At 67.6% G+C, this 18,710-nt stretch carries 17 protein-coding genes; 8 read left to right on the top strand and 9 right to left on the bottom strand.

The window, feature by feature from the left end:
• Nucleotides 1–32: 32 nt before the first annotated feature.
• The 3 genes from RQI43_RS13755 to RQI43_RS13745 are packed head-to-tail and all read right to left on the bottom strand — an operon-like array spanning nt 33 to nt 2,712.
• A complete protein-coding gene (locus tag RQI43_RS13755; protein WP_311275584.1) occupies nt 33–857 on the bottom strand; it encodes a Cof-type HAD-IIB family hydrolase in 825 nt (274 codons plus the stop codon).
• Complete coding sequence (locus tag RQI43_RS13750; protein WP_405030618.1) at nt 857–1,414, bottom strand: gluconokinase; 558 nt, start codon at nt 1,412–1,414, stop codon at nt 857–859. Before RQI43_RS13750 ends, RQI43_RS13755 begins: the two co-directional genes overlap by 1 nt.
• Nucleotides 1,411–2,712, bottom strand: coding sequence for an alpha/beta hydrolase (locus RQI43_RS13745; RefSeq protein ID WP_311275503.1), 1,302 nt, complete (start codon nt 2,710–2,712; stop codon nt 1,411–1,413). The genes RQI43_RS13750 and RQI43_RS13745 overlap by 4 nt, the downstream gene beginning before the upstream one ends.
• Before the next feature lie 290 nt (nt 2,713–3,002).
• On the opposite strand from RQI43_RS13745, the gene RQI43_RS13740 reads away from it, so the two are divergent.
• The 8 genes from RQI43_RS13740 to RQI43_RS13705 all read left to right on the top strand — a co-directional run bounded on the left by RQI43_RS13740 (nt 3,003) and on the right by RQI43_RS13705 (nt 11,816).
• Nucleotides 3,003–4,172 carry a polysaccharide biosynthesis/export family protein gene (locus tag RQI43_RS13740; RefSeq protein ID WP_056429361.1) on the top strand — a complete coding sequence of 390 codons (1,170 nt, stop codon included), beginning with the start codon at nt 3,003–3,005 and terminating at the stop codon, nt 4,170–4,172.
• 332 nt (nt 4,173–4,504) lie between these two features.
• Nucleotides 4,505–5,572 (top strand): branched-chain amino acid ABC transporter substrate-binding protein, encoded by a 1,068-nt coding sequence (locus tag RQI43_RS13735; protein ID WP_311275582.1) that lies wholly within the window; start codon nt 4,505–4,507, stop codon nt 5,570–5,572.
• A 121-nt stretch (nt 5,573–5,693) separates the two neighbouring features.
• Nucleotides 5,694–6,791 carry a TRAP transporter substrate-binding protein DctP gene (locus tag RQI43_RS13730; protein WP_311275502.1) on the top strand — a complete coding sequence of 366 codons (1,098 nt, stop codon included), beginning with the start codon at nt 5,694–5,696 and terminating at the stop codon, nt 6,789–6,791.
• Nucleotides 6,792–7,230: 439 nt separating this feature from the next.
• Entirely contained in the window at nt 7,231–8,649 is a 1,419-nt protein-coding gene (locus tag RQI43_RS13725) for a deoxyribodipyrimidine photo-lyase (protein WP_311275501.1), read from the top strand.
• A 282-nt stretch (nt 8,650–8,931) separates the two neighbouring features.
• Nucleotides 8,932–10,302, top strand: a complete 1,371-nt coding sequence (locus RQI43_RS13720) for a chloride channel protein (protein ID WP_311275500.1) — start codon at nt 8,932–8,934, stop codon at nt 10,300–10,302.
• A 48-nt stretch (nt 10,303–10,350) separates the two neighbouring features.
• On the top strand, nt 10,351–10,530 hold the full coding sequence (locus RQI43_RS13715; protein ID WP_018044058.1) for a DUF1328 domain-containing protein: 180 nt from the start codon (nt 10,351–10,353) through the stop codon (nt 10,528–10,530).
• 46 nt (nt 10,531–10,576) lie between these two features.
• The gene (locus RQI43_RS13710) at nt 10,577–11,437 is read left to right on the top strand and encodes an SDR family oxidoreductase (protein ID WP_311275499.1); all 861 of its coding nucleotides are present in this window, start codon (nt 10,577–10,579) and stop codon (nt 11,435–11,437) included.
• A gap of 127 nt (nt 11,438–11,564) precedes the next feature.
• Nucleotides 11,565–11,816: a type II toxin-antitoxin system ParD family antitoxin gene (locus RQI43_RS13705; protein ID WP_207413922.1), complete on the top strand. Its 252-nt coding sequence runs from the start codon at nt 11,565–11,567 to the stop codon at nt 11,814–11,816.
• 337 nt (nt 11,817–12,153) lie between these two features.
• Here RQI43_RS13705 and RQI43_RS13700 read toward each other — a convergent pair whose 3' ends face one another.
• The 6 genes from RQI43_RS13700 to RQI43_RS13675 all read right to left on the bottom strand — a co-directional run bounded on the left by RQI43_RS13700 (nt 12,154) and on the right by RQI43_RS13675 (nt 18,645).
• On the bottom strand, nt 12,154–13,854 hold the full coding sequence (locus RQI43_RS13700; protein WP_311275498.1) for a lysine--tRNA ligase: 1,701 nt from the start codon (nt 13,852–13,854) through the stop codon (nt 12,154–12,156).
• A gap of 217 nt (nt 13,855–14,071) precedes the next feature.
• Nucleotides 14,072–14,599, bottom strand: coding sequence for a 2-oxo-4-hydroxy-4-carboxy-5-ureidoimidazoline decarboxylase (uraD, locus tag RQI43_RS13695; RefSeq protein ID WP_311275497.1), 528 nt, complete (start codon nt 14,597–14,599; stop codon nt 14,072–14,074).
• A 179-nt stretch (nt 14,600–14,778) separates the two neighbouring features.
• A complete protein-coding gene (locus RQI43_RS13690) occupies nt 14,779–16,158 on the bottom strand; it encodes an MFS transporter (RefSeq protein WP_311275496.1) in 1,380 nt (459 codons plus the stop codon).
• 131 nt (nt 16,159–16,289) lie between these two features.
• Nucleotides 16,290–16,643 carry a hydroxyisourate hydrolase gene (gene uraH / locus RQI43_RS13685; protein ID WP_311275495.1) on the bottom strand — a complete coding sequence of 118 codons (354 nt, stop codon included), beginning with the start codon at nt 16,641–16,643 and terminating at the stop codon, nt 16,290–16,292.
• A 51-nt stretch (nt 16,644–16,694) separates the two neighbouring features.
• On the bottom strand, nt 16,695–17,231 hold the full coding sequence (gene uraH / locus RQI43_RS13680) for a hydroxyisourate hydrolase (protein ID WP_311275494.1): 537 nt from the start codon (nt 17,229–17,231) through the stop codon (nt 16,695–16,697).
• 46 nt (nt 17,232–17,277) lie between these two features.
• A complete protein-coding gene (locus RQI43_RS13675; RefSeq protein WP_311275493.1) occupies nt 17,278–18,645 on the bottom strand; it encodes an MFS transporter in 1,368 nt (455 codons plus the stop codon).
• Nucleotides 18,646–18,710 lie beyond the last annotated feature (65 nt).

The raw sequence follows: 18,710 nt of genomic DNA, 5'->3' as shown, positions 1-18,710 counted from the left end.
CGTACGGGACGAGGATCGGCGGGGTTTGCGCGTCAGCGCGTCAAGAGAAATTCATCCACCGCTTTTGCGAACCCGTCCTCGTCATTTCCCGACGTCACCGCCGACGCGGCCCGTTTCACCGCCTCATCGGCATTGCCCATGGCCACCGAGAACCCGCTGCGTGCGAACATCGCCACGTCGTTGGCGGCATCGCCGAGGGTCGCGATCCGTGCATGAGGAATCCCGAGGCGGCGCGCGATCTCGTCGACGAATGTCCCCTTGCCCTGCCCGTACGGCGTCACGTCGAGATAATAGGCCTGGGAGCGATGGACGTCGGCGCCGTGTCCCAGAGCCTCGGCGACCCGGCTCTCGCATGCGGCCAGATGATCGGGATCGGCGCTGACGCCGACGATCTTGGATGCGCCCACGAGAAGGGGACCGAGATCCTCGACGCGGGTGGGTTCGGCCTGGAGGGTCCGGCGTTCGAGATCGGTATAGGGCCCATGGGGGTCGCGCAGGTTCCACTGCCCCCGCGCGAACACCCAGATATCGAGGCCGAGCCCGTCGAGGAGCCGCACGGCCTGGCGGGCCGTCTCCTCCGGGAGGAGATGTTCGACGAGGATCTGCCCATCCGGGGCGAGCAGGGTGCTGCCGTTGAAGGCGCCGATCGGATGACGCAGGCCGAGGTCGGCGATCAGCGAGGTGAGCCCCATCGGCGGCCGGGCGGAGGCGATGGTGAAACCGATGCCCGCCGCGTCGAGCCGCCGGACGGCGTCCCGGCTGCGCTGGGTCAGGCTCTTGTCGGAGGTGACGAGGGTTCCGTCCACGTCGGAGATCACGAAGGCGATCGCCCGGTCGCCGGAGGGAGGGCCCGACATCATGCTGTGTCCTGTCTGATGGGATCGTCGGGCTGCAAACCCGATCGGTCCAGGATCGTTGCCACGATGGCCTCCGCGCTGCCGACGATCGGCACCGCCAGCGCGCCCTCCTCCGGGCGCGGCGGTTCGAGCGTGGCGAATTGGCTGTCGAGGAGGGCACCCGGCATGAAGTGGCCGGTGCGCCGGGCGATGCGGGCCGCGATCAGGTCGCGGTCGCCGTCGAGATAGACGATGCGAATGCCCGCCCGCCCCTGGACGAGCGCATCGCGATAGGCCCGCTTCAGGGCCGAGCAGGCGAGAACGCCCGGTTTGCCGGTCTCCAGGCGTGTGCCGATCCAGGCCGACATCGCCGCCAGCCATGGGGCGCGGTCGGCATCGTCGAGGGCGTGGCCATCCCGCATCCTGGCCACGTGTTCCGCGCTGTGGAAGGCGTCACCATCGACGAAATCCCACCCGAGGCGCTCGGCCAATAGCCCGGCGATCGTGCTCTTGCCCGAGCCCGAGACGCCCATCACGATGAAAATTCGAGGCGGGCCCTGATCCGGTTCGATGCTCAAGACCCGGTCGCCGTGCCGGTGTCGATCCGGGGGCCTTTCACCCGGTCCCGCAGGCGCTGCGGGCCGAGCGCCATGGCGAAGAAGTCGTATTCGCCGCGACGATCGTTGGCGAAGAGAAACTGGAAATGCATCCGGAACGGCCGCCATCGCACTTTGAGGTAGGTTTCCGGGTCGATGATCTCACGGAACTTGGCCGAGCGCACCAGCGGGTTGCGCGGGGGGCGGCCGCCGAGGTCGAGGGGCAGGCGCTCCACCGGATCGAAATCGGGGAAGTTCATCCAGTCCTGGGGGGCGTAATAATCGACCCAGACGATCCGCTCCGAGACGACGAGGCTCGCGATGTCCGATTGCACCCTGCGCGCCTCCTTCTGCAGCGCGACGATGGGCAGGCCCGAGCCGAGGGTCAGCAAGGAAAAGGCCGTCGTTCCCGTGCCGATCGCCGGATCGGCGGCGAGCACGCGGGCGGAGACTTCCACCGCCGTGAGCGCGCCGGTCGAATGGCCGAGGATGAGCACTTCGTCGAGCTCCGTACCCTCCGCCCGGAATGCCGCGAGGCGGTTCACGACCAGGGCGGCGAAAGCGTCGACGCGGGTTTCGTAGTCGCGCCGCCGGCCCTGGCCGTGCTGCCAGTTGAAGACCCAGTCGTTGAGTAATTGCCAGAAGAACGCGCGTTCCAGCAGGGCATCGAGGGATTTGATCCAGACGAGGCCGGCCGCGAGGCCCAGCGGCACCGTCACCCAGGCCGGCCATTGCAGGCTGTGCCCGAATCCATCTCCCAGATGAGCATGGATCTGATGTGCGATCAGGCCGCTCACGAGGGTGAGGATGACGATCAGGCCGAGCGGATAGAGGATGACGTTGCCGTATTTCCAGTTCAGCCGGTAGAACTTCACCGCCATGCCGGTGACGATGGCCTGGAGGCTGCCCGCGAACAGCAGGAGGACGCTGACGATGCGCCAGCGGGCGAAATCCTTGAGCACGATGTCGTCCCAGAGCAGGACGTCGTAGCTCGTCTCCGCTCCGCCGACCTCCGGTTCGGCGGCCACGGTCCAGCGCTGGGAAAGCCCGTCCGCTCCCATGACCGCGCGTCCGGGGCGGCGCTTGGGCTCACCGAACCTCTTGGCATGGAGCGTCAGCTCACGCACGAACAGCATGCGGTAGCGGGTACGCCCTTCCGGATCGTAGCCCGGCACATAGAAGACATGCCGGCGCCGCACGGGGCTTCGTGCGCCGTCACCGTGGGTCCGCTCGGCGCGCGCGCCGGGAGGGCGGTCGGGGATCGTGTCAGACAAAGGCATCCTGCTCGGCTGTCCTCGCAGGTGCCCCCTGCTCGTAGGTCGGGAAATTCGCACGCCGATCCGCCCACCGTCGAGCGATTTCGGCAGTAAGACGAGACAGATGCGGCCAAGTAGCCCCGTACGTCGTCCGTTGCGAAGCCCCGGCGGCAAGTCCAGGAGCTCGGCATGTGGGTATCGGGGACGATCCGTTGCACGCGTCCCGACGGGACGGCACTGTGTCCAACCCGCCACGGACAGTGACAAGGCTTTGGTTTAGGCAGCGGATGAGAGAAACCGACAGGCGAAACTGCATGCGCACTCTGCCTATCGTCCTTATCACCACGCTTTCGGTGTCGGGATGCGGCGCTTTCCTGCCCGCCGCCGGTCCGTCGACCACGGCCGTGGTGGACGGCGCGGATCAGGCGACGAGCGAAGGGACCTTCGCCCGCTACGAACTCATCGACATGAACTCCGCCGTGGTGGAGGCCCTGCGCGGACGCTCCCTCGATAGCCTGTTCGCATCCTTCGGCGATCGTCGCGCTCCGGCGGAATCCGTGATCGGCATCGGCGACGCCGTGGCTGTCTCGGTGTTCGAAGCAGGTTCGGGCGGCCTGTTCTCGGGCCCGCTCACGGTCAATTCATTCTCCGCCGGCTCGAAGGCGGCGCAGCTGCCCGAGCAGGTCGTCTCGCGCGACGGCGCGATCTCGATCCCCTATGCCGGCCGGATCCAGGTGGCCGGACGGCGGACGCAGGACGTCCAGGCGTTGATCGAGACGGAGCTCGCCGGCAAGGCGATCCAGCCTCAGGTGATCGTCACCGTGACCCGGCCGGTTTCGCAATCGGTGACGGTCGGTGGTGAATCCATCGGCGGCGCCCGCGTCCCGCTCGGTACCCAGGGCGATCGCATCCTCGACGTCATCGCCACCGCAGGCGGGGTCAAGACGCCCGTCAACGAGACCTTCGTGCGCCTGTCGCGGGGCGGTACGACGGCGACGGTGCCGCTGACGACGGTGGTGTCGAACCCCAAGGAAAACATCTACCTGCGCCCCAACGACAACCTCACCCTGGTGCGCGATCCCCAGACCTTCCTGGCGGTCGGCGCGCTGGGTCAGGCCACGGAAATCCCGTTCCAGGCCGAGGGCATCACGTTGGCGCAGGCGCTGGCCAAGGCACGCGGTCAGCGCGATGCCGATGCCGATCCGACCGGGACCTTCATCTTCCGCTTCGAGCCGGCGGCGGTGGTCCGCCGCCTGAAGCCCGGAAGCCCGCTTCTCGGGACACCTCTCGTTCCCGTGGTCTATCGCGTCGACATGCGCGACCCGAACAGCCTGTTCCTCACCCAGGCCTTCCGCATGCGCAACCGCGACATGGTCTACGTTTCGAACGCGCCGTTCACCGAGATCAAGAAGGTCCTCTCCGTCTTCTCGGCGGCGGCCCAGCCGGTCATGACCGGCGTACGCGTCGGCGGTTCCTTCGACTGAGGCCGGCCGGATCGTCATGGGTCGGATCGTCATGCGCCGGGGCGGTTCGGTTCCGCACCGACCACGCGGGGTCTTGCACGCACTTGCGTTATGGACCGCCTTGCCTCACGGCTCGACGATGCCATGGGTGCCGGGGGGCAACTCGTAGGGCCCGCTCGTCTTAAGAGTGGACCGGACGGGTTTTGGGGCGAGGCGACATGAGGATGAGACGGGTGGCCTGCTTTTTCGGGCTGGCGAGCGTGGCCCGCCATCTGGCCTCGCGGCGCAAGGCCGCCACCACGCTGTCGAGATCCGCTGTCACCACGCGAAGCGCCGCGTGCGGAAGTCTCGCCGTGTTCCTGGCCGTCGCTCCCGCCCATGCCGACGTGACCGTCGGCGTGGCGGTTCCGCAATCGGGTGCCTATGTCGCCGTCGGCGAGCAGGTTCTTCGTGGGGTTCGCGCCGCGGTGCGGGACGCCAATGCCAAGGGCGGCCTCGCCGGGCAGACGATCCAGCTCGACGTCCAGGACGATGCCTGCGATTCCAACAAGGCCGTGGGAGTCGCCAAGCATTATGCCGCGAGCGATGTGCGCCTCGTCGTGGGCCATGTCTGTTCCAACGCCTCGCTGGCGGCGTCCGAAGTCTATGCCGCCAACGGCATCGCCATGGTCACGGCGGCGTCCGTCGCCGCCAAGCTCACCGATCGCGGCCTCCAGAACGTGTTCCGGGTATGCGGGCGCGACGACGATCAGGCCAAGCTCTCGGCCACGGTGCTGGCGGAGCGTTTCCGCGACAAGAAGATCGCCATCCTCAACGACCAGAGCCCCGGCTCCCGGGCGCTCGCCGCCGCCACCAAGGACAACCTCAACCGGATCGGCATCAACGAGGCCCTGGCGACCGCCTTCGTCGCCAGCGACGCGGACGATGCGGCCCTGGCAGACCGGCTGAAGGAAGCGGGGATCTCGGTGGCCTATTACGGGGGCGACGCCCTCGAAATGGGCCGCCTCGTGCGGATCTCGGCGGAACGGGGCTTCCGGCCGCAATGGTTCGGCACCTCCGCCATCGCCACGCAGGATTTCGCCACCGCGGCCGGGCCGGCCAGCAACGGCGTGCTGATGACCTTCTACCTCGATCCGCGCCGCAAGCCGGAGGCGGCTGCCGTGGTCCAGGCGCTCAAGGCGCAGGGCGGCGACGTGGAGGGCTCGACGATCTATGGCTACGCCGCCCTTCAGGCCCTGCTGGAGGCGGGGAACTTCGCCCGCAGCACGGATGCACGCCGCATCGTCTCCGCGCTCCATACGGAGCGGTTCGATCTCGTCCTCGGTTCGGTCGGTTTCGACGGCAAGGGCGACGTCACCGCCCAGGGCTACGTGCTCTATGTCTGGAAGGACGGGAGCTTCACCTACGCGCCCCCTCCCTGACGCAGTTCGGCCGGTGAGGCCGAAGGAAGGGCGCGCGAAGGAATATCGGATCGTTTTGCCTCCTGCCCCGTTCGTGAACGGACCGAGAGACGGGGGAAGCGAGTTTTTGAAGCGAGTTGTCATGGCCTCACACCCTGCGCGCCGCAGCCTGCTCGCCGCCGGATTGGGCGGTGCCGCCGCCCTGTCGATGGGGAGAGCCCGGGCCGAGACGATGCCCGAGACGCGCTGGCGGCTGGCCTCCCACTATCCGAAATCCCTCGATGTCCTGTTCGGCGCGCCGGAGACGCTCGCGCGCCTCGTGGCCGAGGCGACGGACGGTCGTTTCCAGATCCAGGTGCTTGCGCCGGGTGAGCCGGTCCCGAGCGAGGGCGTGATCGATGCGGTGTCCGCCGCGACGGTGGAGATGGGACACGCGCCGGCCACCCTCGGCAGCGGCAAGGACCCGACCTTCGCTCTCGCCTCCGCCCTGCCCTTCGGCCTCAATGCCCGCGGCCAGAATGCATGGTGGCTCCAGGGCGGCGCAGCCGACCTGTTCGCGGAGGTCTTCGCCAAGCATGGTCTCGTGAGCCTCCCCGGCGGGAATACCGGGGCGCAGATGGGTGGCTGGTTCCGCCGGGAGGTGAAGAGCGCGTCCGATCTCCAGGGCATGAAGATCCGCATCGCGGGTCTCGGTGGTCAGGTGCTGGCGAAGTTCGGCGCGGTGCCCCAGACGACGCCGGGGCCGGAGATCTATGCCGGCCTCGAATCGAAGGCCCTCGATGCGGCGGAGTGGATCGGCCCCTACGACGACGAGAAGCTCGGATTGCAGAAGGTGGCGCCCACCTACCATTACCCCGGCTTCTGGGAAGGGAGCGCGATGCTGCATTTCTGGATCGGCGCCGAGGCCTGGAAAGCCTTGCCGAAGGCCTATCGCGCCATTCTCCAGGCCGCCGCCGCCCAGGCCCATGCCGAAGTCCTGGCAAAATACGATGCGCGCAACCCCCGCGCTCTGCGCCGTCTGGTGGCCGCCGGCGCACAGCTCCGGCCCTTCCCCCAGGACGTCATGGAGACGGCCCTGAAGCATTCCAACGACGTCTATGCCGAGATTTCTGCCAAGAACGCCGATTTCAAGCGCATCTACGAGGCGATGAAGACCTTCCGGAACGAGGAATATCTCTGGTTCCAGGTGGCGGAATACACCTACGACAATTTCATGATCCGGGCCCGCGCTCGCGGATGAGCACCCCGTGCTGACGGGCGCTGCGCGGCTGCGGACAGAAAAAAGGCCGCTCCGAAGAGCGGCCCGAAGTCTAGGGAGGAAACGCCCAAGAAGGGCAGCGGGAGCGCGACGCCATCGCGTTCCCGCAATGCACAATCTGAGCGTCCTGGGCGGAAATGCAAGGCCGTTCGTGCAACGGAGCCATCTGTTTTCGTGTGGCGTCGCACTTCCTAATCCCGCTGTAACGAAAATGTCGCAGGCCAAGATCAGCCCCAGTCTTCCTGGTCATCCGTGTGATGCAAGCCGATGAGTGCATTCGGAAACCCGGCCTCTGCATTGGGTGGAACGCTACGAATTCTGGCGTTTCCATCTCCCTGACCCGCACCTCGCGAGATCATTCATCTTCACCTTCCGCTTGGCGGGAGAGCAAACTTCGACGGAAACGGGGCGGTGACACACGATGGCGATCCAGGCGAAGCGAATACGGGACTTGAACGACGCCGAACCCGATGCGGACGGCTCCTACGTCCTCTACCTGCTGCAGCAGGCCAACCGCGCCCATTGCAACCCGGCCCTGGAACTCGCCATGGAGGAGGCCAACCGGCTCGGCCTTCCCGTCGTCGTCTGTTTCGGACTTCTCGACGGCGCCAACGGGTTTCCCGAAGCCAATGCGCGCCACTACGCCTTCCTGCTGCAGGGGCTCGCCGACGCGAAGGCAGGGCTGGAGGCGCGCGGCATCCATTTCGTGATGCGCAAGGCCTCGCCGGCCGAGATCGCCATCGACCTTTCGGCCAAGGCGGCCCTCCTCGTCCTCGACCGGGGCTATCTCGCCATCCAGAAGCGCTGGTACGGCGAGATCGCGAAAGCCGTGACGATCCGCGTCGTCCAGGTGGAGGGGGACGTGGTGGTGCCGGTGGAGGTCGCCTCCCCGAAGCATGAATTCGCGGCCCGCACCCTGCGTCCCAAGATCCTGAAGCTCCTCGACGAGTATGTGGAGGAGCTCAAACCCCGTGCCGTGAAGCACAAGGCCGGGCGCGGGCTGCCGACGAGCGAGGTCGACGTGTCGGACCCGGAGGCGGTGCTGGCGGGAATGAGCCTCGACCGCGAGGTCGCTCCGGTGACGCGCTTCACCGGCGGCGAGACGGAGGCGCGCCGGCGCCTGAAGGCCTATCTCGCCGGGCCGTTCGGCTCTTATGGCACCGACCGCAACCGGCCCGAAGCGGGGGCCGCCTCGCATATGAGCCCCTACCTGCATTTCGGGCAGATCTCGCCGGTGGAGATCGCCCTGGCTGTACGGGCCTCGAAGGCGGGTGCGTCGGAGGACAAGGCCTCCTATCTCGAGGAACTCGTGGTGCGGCGGGAGCTCGCCATGAACCATGTGAACTACACGGAGCGCTACGACAGTTTCGAGCATGCGGTGCCGGACTGGGCGCGCAAGGCCCTGGCCGAACACGCCGATGACGAGCGGCCCATCCTCTACACCGAGACCGAACTCGCCGAGGGCAAGACCCACGACGAATACTGGAACGCCGCCCAGGCCGAGATGCGGGTGACCGGCTACATGCACAACCACTTGCGCATGTACTGGGGCAAGAAGATCCTCGAATGGTCCCCGAGCGCGGAGGAAGGCTTCAAGCGCACCCTGCGCCTCAACAACCGCTACTTTCTCGACGGGCGCGACGCCAATTCCTTCACCAACGTCGCCTGGGTCTACGGCCTGCACGACCGCCCCTGGGCGCGCCGTCCGATCTTCGGGACGGTGCGCTACCAGAGCGAGAACTCGCTCCGGAAATTCGACGCCAAGGCCTATCTCAAGACCGTCGGCGAACTCTGCCAAGCTGAGGAGAAGGCGGGAAAGACACCGCTCGAGACGAGCTGAGGGGCAGTACACGCCTTGCGTCGCGGGCTTCGCCTGGCGAGTGTCCTGGCTTCGTGAGGGTGCTTGCTTGGCAAGTATCCCTGGGCCTTCGGTTCGTGCCGGACAAGCGCCGTACACGCCCGTGATCCTTCCCGTCTTTCCGGGGCGCCAGAGGCGAGCCCGGAATCCGGAACCACCGGTGGAGCAGAATGAAGATCGACCTCTGGTCCTGGATTCCGGGCTCCGCTCCGCAGCCCCGGAAAGACGGGGTCGGTTCATGGACGTATCGCCCCTCCGGCGATCATGCTTGAGCCCGCTCCCGCCTCCCCTCCGCCGCGCAGGCGACTGGACCGCTGGCGCGGCGCGGCCTCCGATGCGGCGCCGCTATGGCGGCAGCGCCTGCTGTTCCTGTTCGGGGGGCTTTGCGTCGGGCTCGCCGCCGTGGCGATGGCCAAGCTCGCCGATTGGGCGCACGAAGTATTCCGCTGGATCGTCTCGCCCTCCCCCCTCGTCGCCCTGGTGCTGACGCCGCTCGGCTTCGCCATCGCGATCCTGCTCGCCATTCGGGTGTTCCCGAACTCGCAAGGCTCGGGGATTCCCCAGGTGATCGCCGCGCGCCATACGGAGGACCCGGCGATCCGCAACGCCCTGGTCTCCCTCAAGACGGCGTTCGGCAAGATCCTGGTCATGACGCTGGGCCTCGTCTGCGGCGCCTCGACGGGGCGCGAGGGACCGACGGTCCAGGTGGGGGCCGCGATCATGGCGGCATTCGGCCGGCTCGACGCGGAACGCCTGCCGGGTGTCCTCCTCGCCGGTGGCGCGGCGGGAGTCGCCGCCGCCTTCAACACGCCCATCGCCGGCATCGTCTTCGGCATCGAGGAGTTGAGCCGGACCTACGAGGCGCGCACCAGCGGTCTCATCGTCGCCACCGTCATCGCGGCCGGGCTGACCGCGCTGGCGATCCAGGGCGACTACACCTATTTCGGCACCACCAAGGCCGCCCTGCCCTTCGGGCCGGGGTGGCTCGCCGTGGCGATCCTCGGCGTGGCCGGGGGCATCGCGGGCGGCCTGTTCGGCCGCGTCACCCTCCTGTTCGCCAGGGGGCTGCCCGGCCGGATCGGTGGCGCCATCCGCCGCCACCCCATCGTGTTCGGCGCCCTGTGCGGGCTCGGTGTCGCCCTCTGCGGCCTCGCCTCCGGCGGTACGGTCTACGGCACCGGCTACGAGGAGGCCCGCGCCATGCTGCACGGCACCGATACCGGGCATCCGGCCTATGCCCCGCTGAAATTCCTCGCGACGGTGTTCTCCTCCATCAGCGGCATTCCCGGCGGCCTGTTCGCCCCCTCCCTCAGCGTCGGGGCGGGGATGGGCGTCTGGCTGCACGGCCTGTTCGCGGGCGTGCCCATCGGCGCGCTCGTGCTCATCGGCATGGTCGCCTACCTCACCGGCACGCTCCAGGCGCCGATCACCGCCTTCGTCATCGTCACCGAGATGACCCAGGACCATGCGATGATGATCCCGCTCATGGTCACCGCCCTCATCGCCGACGCGGTCTCGAAGCTGATCTGCCGCGAAGGGCTCTATCACGCGCTGGCCGCCACCATCCTGGAGAAGGCCGAATCCGGTGCCGCGCCCGTCATCGCGACGCCGCACAAGCTTGAGCGGAACGCTTGACCCGACAGGAGGGTTATCGGTCGTTCCGCACGCTGGAGTTTTGCGCGTATGACCCTTCTCAAATGGGCCCTCATCTGTTTCGTCATCTCGCTCCTGGCGGGCGGCCTCGGCTTCACCGGCATCGCCTCGGGCGCGCGCTCCCTGTCGCGCATCCTGTTCGGTGTGTTCCTGGTGATCGCCATCGTGATCGTGGTGCTCGCTTTGGCTGTCGGCCAGGCGGTCTTCTAAGCGGTCATCCGATCGGTAACCGGGCCGGCGGGAGTTCGTGACGTCCATGGCGAACGCCGTACCCATTCCCGGAAAGATCTGTCTCGTGACCGGTGCCACCTCGGGCATCGGCTACGAGACGGCCTTGGGGCTGGCACGGGCGGGCGCCCGTGTCGGGATCGTCGGCCGTGATGCCGGCCGAACCGACGAGGCGGCGTCCCGCATCCGCGACGCGGTGCCGGGCGCCGTCATCGACGTATTTCTCGCCGACCTCTCTTCGCAGGCGGAGATCCGGCATCTCTCCGCCGAGGTGCGGGCGCTCTATTCGCGCCTCGACGTGCTCGTGAACAATGCCGGCGCCATCTTCGATGCCCGGCACGTGACAGTGGATGGCCTGGAGCGGACCTGGGCGCTCGACCATCTCGCCTACATGCAGCTGACCCTGGACCTCCTCGACCTGATGAAGGCGAGCGCGCCCGCTCGCATCGTGAACGTCGCCTCGAGGGCGCATAAGCGCGGCCTGATCGATCTCGAGGATCTCGACGGGGCGCGCCGCTACGGCACGTGGAAGGCCTATTCCCAGGCCAAGCTCGGCAACGTGCTTTTCACCGCCGCCCTCGCCCGTCGCCTCGCCGGCACGGGTGTCACCGTGAATTCGCTCCATCCCGGCGTGATCGCCAGCGGGTTCGCAGGCGGCACCGGGGGATGGTTCGGCGTCGGTTGGTCACTGATCCGGCCCTTCCTCAGCAACCCGGCCGATGGGGCGGCGACCTCCCTGCATCTGGCGACCTCGCCGGAGGTGGCGGGCGTCAGCGGCCTGTATTTTTCGAAGCGCCGCCCCGTGCCGACCTCGTCCCTCGGACAGGACGAGGCGCTTCAGGAACGGGTCTGGGCGTTGAGCCTGCGGCAGCTCGGACGGGCGGAATAGGGCGACGGCCCCGTTGGTGGAGACGGGCCGGTGGGATCGCCTGATTCCGGCCCCTTCTCAATCGCTCCCATACCAAAAAATGCACCGTTTATGATATTCTTCGCATCGATTCACAGGCGAGGACGGCATGAACGTATCTGTTGGCGACCGGTGGGAGAGGTTTATCTCCCGCATCGTGCAGGATGGCCGCTATGGCTCGGCGAGTGAGGTGGTTCGCGAAGGCCTTCGCCTCGTCGAAGAGCGCGAGGCGAAACTCCAGGCCCTGCGTCGGACCTTGAGCGAGGCCGTTGAGGCAGGCGGCGACGCGAGCGAGGATGAGATCGATGCCGCGCTCGCGGCAAAGAGTGCGGAACTCAAGGCTCTAGGCTATGGGGAGTGAGCAAGGTTCGGTTCCTCGCCTTCGCGCGAACCAACCTCGTCGATATCCTCGGTCCTTGGCCACGTCACTGAAATCAGTGGCAGCCTCACCACCGCACAGGGGTTCGTTGCGCGACTTCGCCGGCAATGCCATCGATTGGCGACGCTCCCGGGACGGCTCGGCCGGGCACGTCCGGAATTGCAGAGCGACCTAAGTAGCTTTCCTTGCGAAAGCTACTTGATCTTCTTCCGCTAAGAGGCCGGGACTGTAGAGATCGTGGCGATGCTGCATGCCAGCCGGGATCCCGGCACTCACCTCACCGATCATCCGTCCAGCGAATGATCGGTGAGGTCGAGGGTCACGCCAGTGAGGTCGTCTCGGACGAGGCCGGCACGAACGCGCCGGACAGGGCCTTCTCGATCAGCGCCTGCGTCTCCGCCACTCCGTAGAGCGCGATGAACGAGCCGAAGCGCGGTCCGCGCGCCTCGCCGAACAGCACGTTGTAGATGGTGGTGAACCAGGCCTGCGACACGCCGGGCCGTCCGTCCGGGCTCTTGGCCTTGCCGGACAGGTCGGGGAAGTGCCGCCGCCCGACCTCGTAGACCACGGCCTGCAGCCCTTCCGGATCGGTGGAGCCCTTGTGGGCCTCCAGCGTCTGCGACAGGTCGGCGAGGGCCGCCCTCTCCTCCTCCGTCGCCGTGCGGTAGGTCTTGGCCGGACGCACGAGGTCGCGGAAATACGCGAGCGCATGGCCGACCAGCTTGTCGAGGACCGGATGGGTCTGCGGCCCGATCTCCGGATCGTAGCGGCGGATGAAGCCCCACAGCACCGCCGGGTCCTCGGTATTGGCGACAGCCGCGAGGTTGAGCAACATGGCGAAGTTCAGCGAGCCGCCCTTGCCCACGGCTTCGGCCGCCGGCGGATGGCCGGCATGCAGGTGCCAGACCGGGTTGCCGAGCTGCTGCGCCGGCTCCTGGCCGGGGAACTTCTCGAGGAAGTTCAGGTAATCGTCGACCTGACGCGGGATCATCTCCACGAACAGGCGCTTGGCCTCGCGCGGCTTGTTGTACATGAACAGGGCAAGACTGTCGGCGGTGCCGTAGACGAGCCAATCGTCGATGGACAGGCCGTTGCCCTTCGACTTCGAGATCTTCTTGCCCTCCTTATCGAGGAAGAGCTCGTAGTTGAATCCCTCCGGCGGCTCGCCGCCGAGGGCACGGGCGATCTCGCCGGAGAGCTTCACCGAATCGATCAGATCCTTGCCGGCCATCTCGTAATCGACGCCGAGCGCCACCCAGCGCATCGCCCAATCCGGCTTCCACTGCAGCTTGGCGTGGCCGCCGGTGACCGGGGTCTCGTAGGCAGTGCCGGTCTTGGGGTCGCGCCAGACCAGGGTGCCGGCGGAGACCCGCACCTCGTCGATGGAGACCTGCATCACCTCCCCGGTCTCCGGGTGCAGCGGCAGGAACGGCGAGTAGCTCGCCGAACGCTCGGCCCGGAGCGACGGCAGCATGATCGCCATCACGGCCTCGTAACGGTCGAGCACCGTGAGCAGGGCCGTGTCGAACAGGCCGGCCTTGTAGCATTCGGTGGCCGAGCGGAACTCGTAGTCGAAGCCGAAGGCATCGAGGAAGCGGCGCAGCTCGGCATTGTTGTGCGCGCCGAAGCTGTCATGCGTGCCGAACGGGTCGGGCACGCGGGTGAGCGGCTGGTTCAACGCCGGGATCAGGATCTGCTTGTTCGGCACGTTGTCCGGCACCTTGCGCAGGCCGTCCATGTCGTCCGAGAAGGCGATGAGCCGCGTGGGCACGCTGTCGTTGGTGAGCACGCGGAAGGCGTGGCGCACCATGGAGGTGCGGGCCACCTCGCCGAACGTCCCGATATGCGGCAGGCCCGACGGCCCGTATCCGGTCTCGAACAGCACTTCCGATTTCGGCTTGCGCTCCAGCCGCGCCACGAGCTTGCGCGCCTCCTCGAAGGGCCAGGCAGCCGCATGGGCGGCGGCCTCCACCAGGGCGGGGTCGAGGGCGAGCGGAGACGAGACGGGCGGGGCGGACATGGAATGGGCGTCAGTTCTGCGAGAAGACACGGGACGGCCGGAACCGGCCGGATGCGGCCGGGCACCCTAGGGAGCGGGCCGGGGAGGGTCAACGCGGAGGTGCGATGCAAGTCTCCGGCGAGGCTGGGGCCGAGGTCGCTCGAAGCCAGGCTTTGATGCTCGGTACGTCGAACAAGCGGGCATTCCCGACCCTTGCGGGGGCCGAGCGCGAACGCTCTCAGTCGCCCGCCCCCGAGATCAGCATGTCCAGGCGCATCCGCGTGATCGCGCCGATCTCGTCGAGGGCGGTGGCCTCTTCCTCGGCCCGCTCCCGTCCGAGGCGGGCCTCGAAGACAGCGAGGATCTCGGCCCGGCCGCGGCCGCGCACGGCGATGATGAAGGGGAAGCCGAACCTCTCCCGGTAGGCGGCGTTCAGGCGGTCGAAGGCCGCTGCATCCTCGGGCGGCAGGTGGTCGAGGCCGGCGCTGCCCTGCTCGCTCGCCGAGTCGGCCGTCATGGCCCGCGCCCGTGCCTCGGGCCCGGCGAGTTCCGGATGCCCGTTGAGGAAGGCGAGGCGCTGCGCCTCGGGCGCATGGCGCACCGCGTCCATCATCGCGGCGTGCAGGTCGGCCACGCTGGCGAAGGGGCGGGCCGGCGCCACCGTCTCGGCGACCCAGGCCGCGTGTTCGAACACCCCGCCGAGCAGAGCGACGAAGGCGTCCCGGTCGAGACGGTGGATGGCGGCCAGATCCGACAAAGGCTTCAACTCCCGCGATAATCCGTACGACGACCCGGCGTGAACGGCATCGGCACGGGATCATGCTCCCTGGCTTCGACCATGGCGAACCGCGCCACCCTTTGTCCACGGCGATCTCCGCCTCGCTCACGGGGGCAGCCTCGTCGGGGCGCGGTCGACGCTCCCGCCCCGGGCACGGCCGTGGCGGTTCAGGCCGGCTCGGGCGCGGCGCCGGTGGTGCCTCGGCGCTCGCCGGCCGGGGTGGCGGGCGGGACGAAGGCGAGGATCAGCACGATCGTCGCGAGTTCGAAGACCGCGATCAGCCACAGGCCGGCGGAGGCCGAGCCGGTATGCTCGCGTAGATAGCCCATCACCGCCGGAGCGCCGAAGCCCGCCAGGTTGGCCACCGAGTTGATCAGCGCGAAGCCGGCCGCGGCGGCGGAGCCTGCCAGGAACCGCCCGGGAATCTGCCAGAAGACGGGGATCGCGCTCATCGTACCGGCGATCGCCACGGCGAGTGCGACCATGGCCAGAGCCGGGCTCGACGGGATCAGGAAGCCGACGAGGGCGATGGCCAGTGCCCCGATCATGGCGGGCACACCGCAATGCAGGCGCACCTCTGCGGTGTGATCGGAATGGCGCCCGTTGAGCACCATGCCGATGCCGCCGAACAGGAAGGCGGCGGCCATGATCCAGCCGATGGTGAGCGGGTCGGTGAAGCCTGCATCATGCACTACGCTCGGCCCGAAGAAGATCAGCGCCGAGTACCCCGTGACGAGGCAGAAATAGATCGCGATACACTGCCAGACCCGGACATCCTTCAGGGAGGCGAGGACGCCGTGCTCGCGGGGCCCCAAGGCCTCGGCGTCGCGGGCGAGGTCGGCTTCGATCAATGCCCGCTGCTCCGGTGTCAGCCAGTTGGCCTTGGCGGGGCGGTCGGTAAGAACGTTGCCGAGGAAGAAGATCGTGACGAGGCCCGCGAGGATCGAAGGGATACCCTCCAGCAAGAACACCCATTGCCAGCCGTCCCAGCCGTTCACGCCGTCCAGGCCGGTGAGGATCGCCCCGGCCAGCGGCCCGCCGATCACCCCGGCGATGGCCGCAGCCGACATGAAGAGGCCGAGCACCCTCGCCCGCCGCGCGCTCGGGTACCAGTAGGTGAGGTACAGGACCACGCCTGGGAAGAAGCCGGCCTCGAACACTCCGAGGAGGAAGCGCAGCACGTAGAAGAAGGCCGGCGTGGTGACGAACATCATCGCCACGCAGCAGGCGCCCCAGAGGAGCGTGATCCGCGCGATGGTCTTGCGGGCGCCGACATGTTCCAGCAACAGATTGCTCGGCACCTCGCACAGGAAATAGCCGATGAAGAAGATGCCCGCGCCGATGCCGTAGACCGTCTCGCTGAACTTGAGATCGGACAGCATCTGCAGCTTGGCGAAGCCGATATTGACCCGGTCGATCCAAGACAGGATCCAGAGCATCATCAGGAACGGCAGCAGGCGCCAGGTGATCCGGCGGTAGGCCGCGTCGAGTGACGGGTTCTGTCCGACCGATGACTTAGGATGAGTTGGATATGACCGGATCGCCATGGATCGCCCCGAAGATGGTCGCGTCATCGGCGGCGATGAAACTCTCACCGAAGTGCCGAGACGAGATGGACCCTCCCCTTATGCAATCCAAATCCTGATCGGGCCGTAAATCTCGACCCGTTCCGGCATGGTCAGCTTCCGCGATAAGTGGTGCAATTGCCGGGCGTGCACAGCATCGGCACGTGGTAATGCTGCTTGGTGTCGAACACCGCGAACCGCACCACCGGGTTGTCCACGAAGATGTCCGCCTCGCTCACGCCGGGCCGGCTCTTCAGATAGCCGTCGATGAAGAATTCGAGCTGGTACTGGCCGATCTTCGCCTCGGCCGCCGGCAGGATCGGTGTGTCGGTGCGCCCGTCGGCATTGGTGACGACGCTCTTCACGAGGCGCCAGCGCCCCTCCTCCATCACCGAAAAGTCGATGCGTACGCCGGGCGCGGGGCGCCCGCGCTCCGAGTCGAGGATATGTGTCGTGATGCCGGCCATCGGGTCTCTCGGATCATGTCGTGGGTAAGCGGTTGCGGACGGTCGGGGCGCTCAGCTGCCGCGATAATACGAGTAGCCCCAGGGCGTGAACAGGATCGGCAGATGGTAGCGCTGGCTCGCGTCGCGGATGTGGAAGCGGATCGGGACGAGGCTCAGGAAGTTCGGGCTCGGCAGCGCCACGCCGATCCGGGCGAAGTATTCCTCGACATGCATCAGCAATTCGTAGCGCCCGGTCTTCAGGGCGTCGTCGATGAGGAGCGGCTCGGGCGAGCGGCCGTTGGCTCCCGTCGTGATCGTCTTGATCGGCCGGTAGGTGTCGCCATCGCGCACGGAGAGGTCGCAGACCATGCCCGCGCCCGGTGTGCCGTGGAAATTGTCGATGGCGTGCATGGTGAGGCGCGGGCCGAGGCCGGATTGCATCGTCGGGCCGGTGTTCAGGGCGCCCGGCTGCGCAGGAGCCGGGGCGGGCGCGCCCTGGGCCAGCACGGTGCCGGTGGCGGCGACCGTGCCGCCGAGACCGATTCCGGCAAGGCCGGCGCCTACCAGGCTGCGGCGCGTGAGGTCGGGTCGCTCAGGGGGGTGGTTCAACTGTGTCTCCTGCAGAGGGCCGGTTCCGGCGCGACCGGGGGCGGGGTCAGGCCGGCTCATGGGCGGCACGGGCGGCGGCCCGGCGCTCCAGCGCCGGGGTGGCGGGTGGGACGAAGGCGAGGATCAGCACGATCGTCGCGAGTTCGAAGGCCGCGACCAGCCACAGGCCGGCGGAGGCCGAGCCGGTATGCTCGCGCAGGTAACCCATGAGGGCGGGGGCGCCGAAGCCTGCGAGGTTGGCCACCGAATTGATCAGGGCGATGCCGGCCGCGGCGGCCGAGCCCGCCAGGAACCGCCCGGGGATCTGCCAGAAGACGGGGATCGCGCTCATCGTACCGACGATCGCCACGGCGAGCGCCAGCATGGCCAGAACCGGGCTCCACGGGACCAGGAACCCGACGAGGGCGATGGCCAGCGCCCCGATCGTCGCCGGGATCCCGCAATGCAGGCGCGCCTCGCCGGTCCGGTCGGAATGGCGCCCGTTGAGGATCATCCCGATGCCACCGCACAGATAGGCCGCCGACATGATCCAGCCGACGGTGAGCGGGTCGGTGAAGCCGGCATCGCGCACCACGCTCGGCCCGAAGAAGGTCAGGGCCGAGTTCGCCATGATGATGCAGAAGAAGATCGCGATGCACTGCCAGACCCGGACATCCTTCAGGGAGGCGAGGATGCGATGTTCGCGTGGACCCAGAGCCTCGGCGTCGCGGGCGAGGTCCGCCTCGACCAGCGCCCGCTGCTCTGTCGTCAGCCATGTGGCCTTGGCGGGACGGTCGGTCAGGTAGAGGAGCGTGACGAACCCTGCGAGGATCGAGGGGATGCCCTCCAGCAGGAACACCCATTGCCAGCCTGCCCAGCCGTTGACGCCGTTCATGCCGGTGAGGATCGCCCCGGCCAGCGGCCCGCCGATCACCCCGGCGATGGCCGAGGCCGACATGAAGAGGCCGAACACCTTCGCCCGCCGCTCACTCGGGTACCAGTAGGTGAGGTACAGGATCACGCCCGGATAGAAGCCGGCTTCGAACACTCCGAGCAGGAAGCGGAGCACGTAGAAGAAGGCCGGTGTGGTGACGAACATCATCGCCACGCAGCAGGCGCCCCAGAGGAGCGTGATCCGCGCGATGGTCTTGCGGGCGCCGATATATTCCAGCAGCAGGTTGCTCGGCACCTCGCACAGGAAATACCCGATGAAGAAGATGCCCGCGCCGATTCCGTAGACCGTCTCGCTGAATTTGAGATCGGACAGCATCTGCAGCTTGGCGAAGCCGATATTGACCCGGTCGATCCAGGACAGGATCCAGAGCATCATCAGGAACGGCAGCAGGCGCCAGGTAATCCGGCGGTAGGCCGCGTCGAGCGACGGACGAGGTCCTGCCGATGACGCATCGGAAACTGGATATGACCGGATCGCCATGGATCGCCTCAGGGTCCGTCACACCATCGGCGCCGATGCAAACCACGCCGAAACATTAGCAATAG

Source organism: Methylobacterium sp. WCS2018Hpa-22 (genome assembly GCF_031843785.1).
Classification (GTDB): Bacteria; Pseudomonadota; Alphaproteobacteria; order Rhizobiales; family Beijerinckiaceae; genus Methylobacterium.
This window is presented reverse-complemented; position numbering and strand designations above follow the sequence as displayed.

Excerpts from the sequence above, each read along its gene's own strand:
- RQI43_RS13755 (WP_311275584.1), bottom strand. The coding sequence starts at position 857 with ATGTCGGGCCCTCCCTCCGGCGACCGGGCGATCGCCTTCGTGATCTCC.
- RQI43_RS13745 (WP_311275503.1), bottom strand. The coding sequence starts at position 2,712 with ATGCCTTTGTCTGACACGATCCCCGACCGCCCTCCCGGCGCGCGCGCC.
- RQI43_RS13740 (WP_056429361.1), top strand. The coding sequence starts at position 3,003 with ATGCGCACTCTGCCTATCGTCCTTATCACCACGCTTTCGGTGTCGGGA.
- RQI43_RS13730 (WP_311275502.1), top strand. The coding sequence starts at position 5,694 with ATGGCCTCACACCCTGCGCGCCGCAGCCTGCTCGCCGCCGGATTGGGC.
- RQI43_RS13725 (WP_311275501.1), top strand. The coding sequence starts at position 7,231 with ATGGCGATCCAGGCGAAGCGAATACGGGACTTGAACGACGCCGAACCC.
- RQI43_RS13720 (WP_311275500.1), top strand. The coding sequence starts at position 8,932 with ATGCTTGAGCCCGCTCCCGCCTCCCCTCCGCCGCGCAGGCGACTGGAC.
- RQI43_RS13715 (WP_018044058.1), top strand. The coding sequence starts at position 10,351 with ATGACCCTTCTCAAATGGGCCCTCATCTGTTTCGTCATCTCGCTCCTG.
- RQI43_RS13710 (WP_311275499.1), top strand. The coding sequence starts at position 10,577 with ATGGCGAACGCCGTACCCATTCCCGGAAAGATCTGTCTCGTGACCGGT.
- RQI43_RS13705 (WP_207413922.1), top strand. The coding sequence starts at position 11,565 with ATGAACGTATCTGTTGGCGACCGGTGGGAGAGGTTTATCTCCCGCATC.
- RQI43_RS13700 (WP_311275498.1), bottom strand. The coding sequence starts at position 13,854 with ATGTCCGCCCCGCCCGTCTCGTCTCCGCTCGCCCTCGACCCCGCCCTG.
- RQI43_RS13690 (WP_311275496.1), bottom strand. The coding sequence starts at position 16,158 with ATGGCGATCCGGTCATATCCAACTCATCCTAAGTCATCGGTCGGACAG.
- uraH (WP_311275495.1), bottom strand. The coding sequence starts at position 16,643 with ATGGCCGGCATCACGACACATATCCTCGACTCGGAGCGCGGGCGCCCC.
- RQI43_RS13675 (WP_311275493.1), bottom strand. The coding sequence starts at position 18,645 with ATGGCGATCCGGTCATATCCAGTTTCCGATGCGTCATCGGCAGGACCT.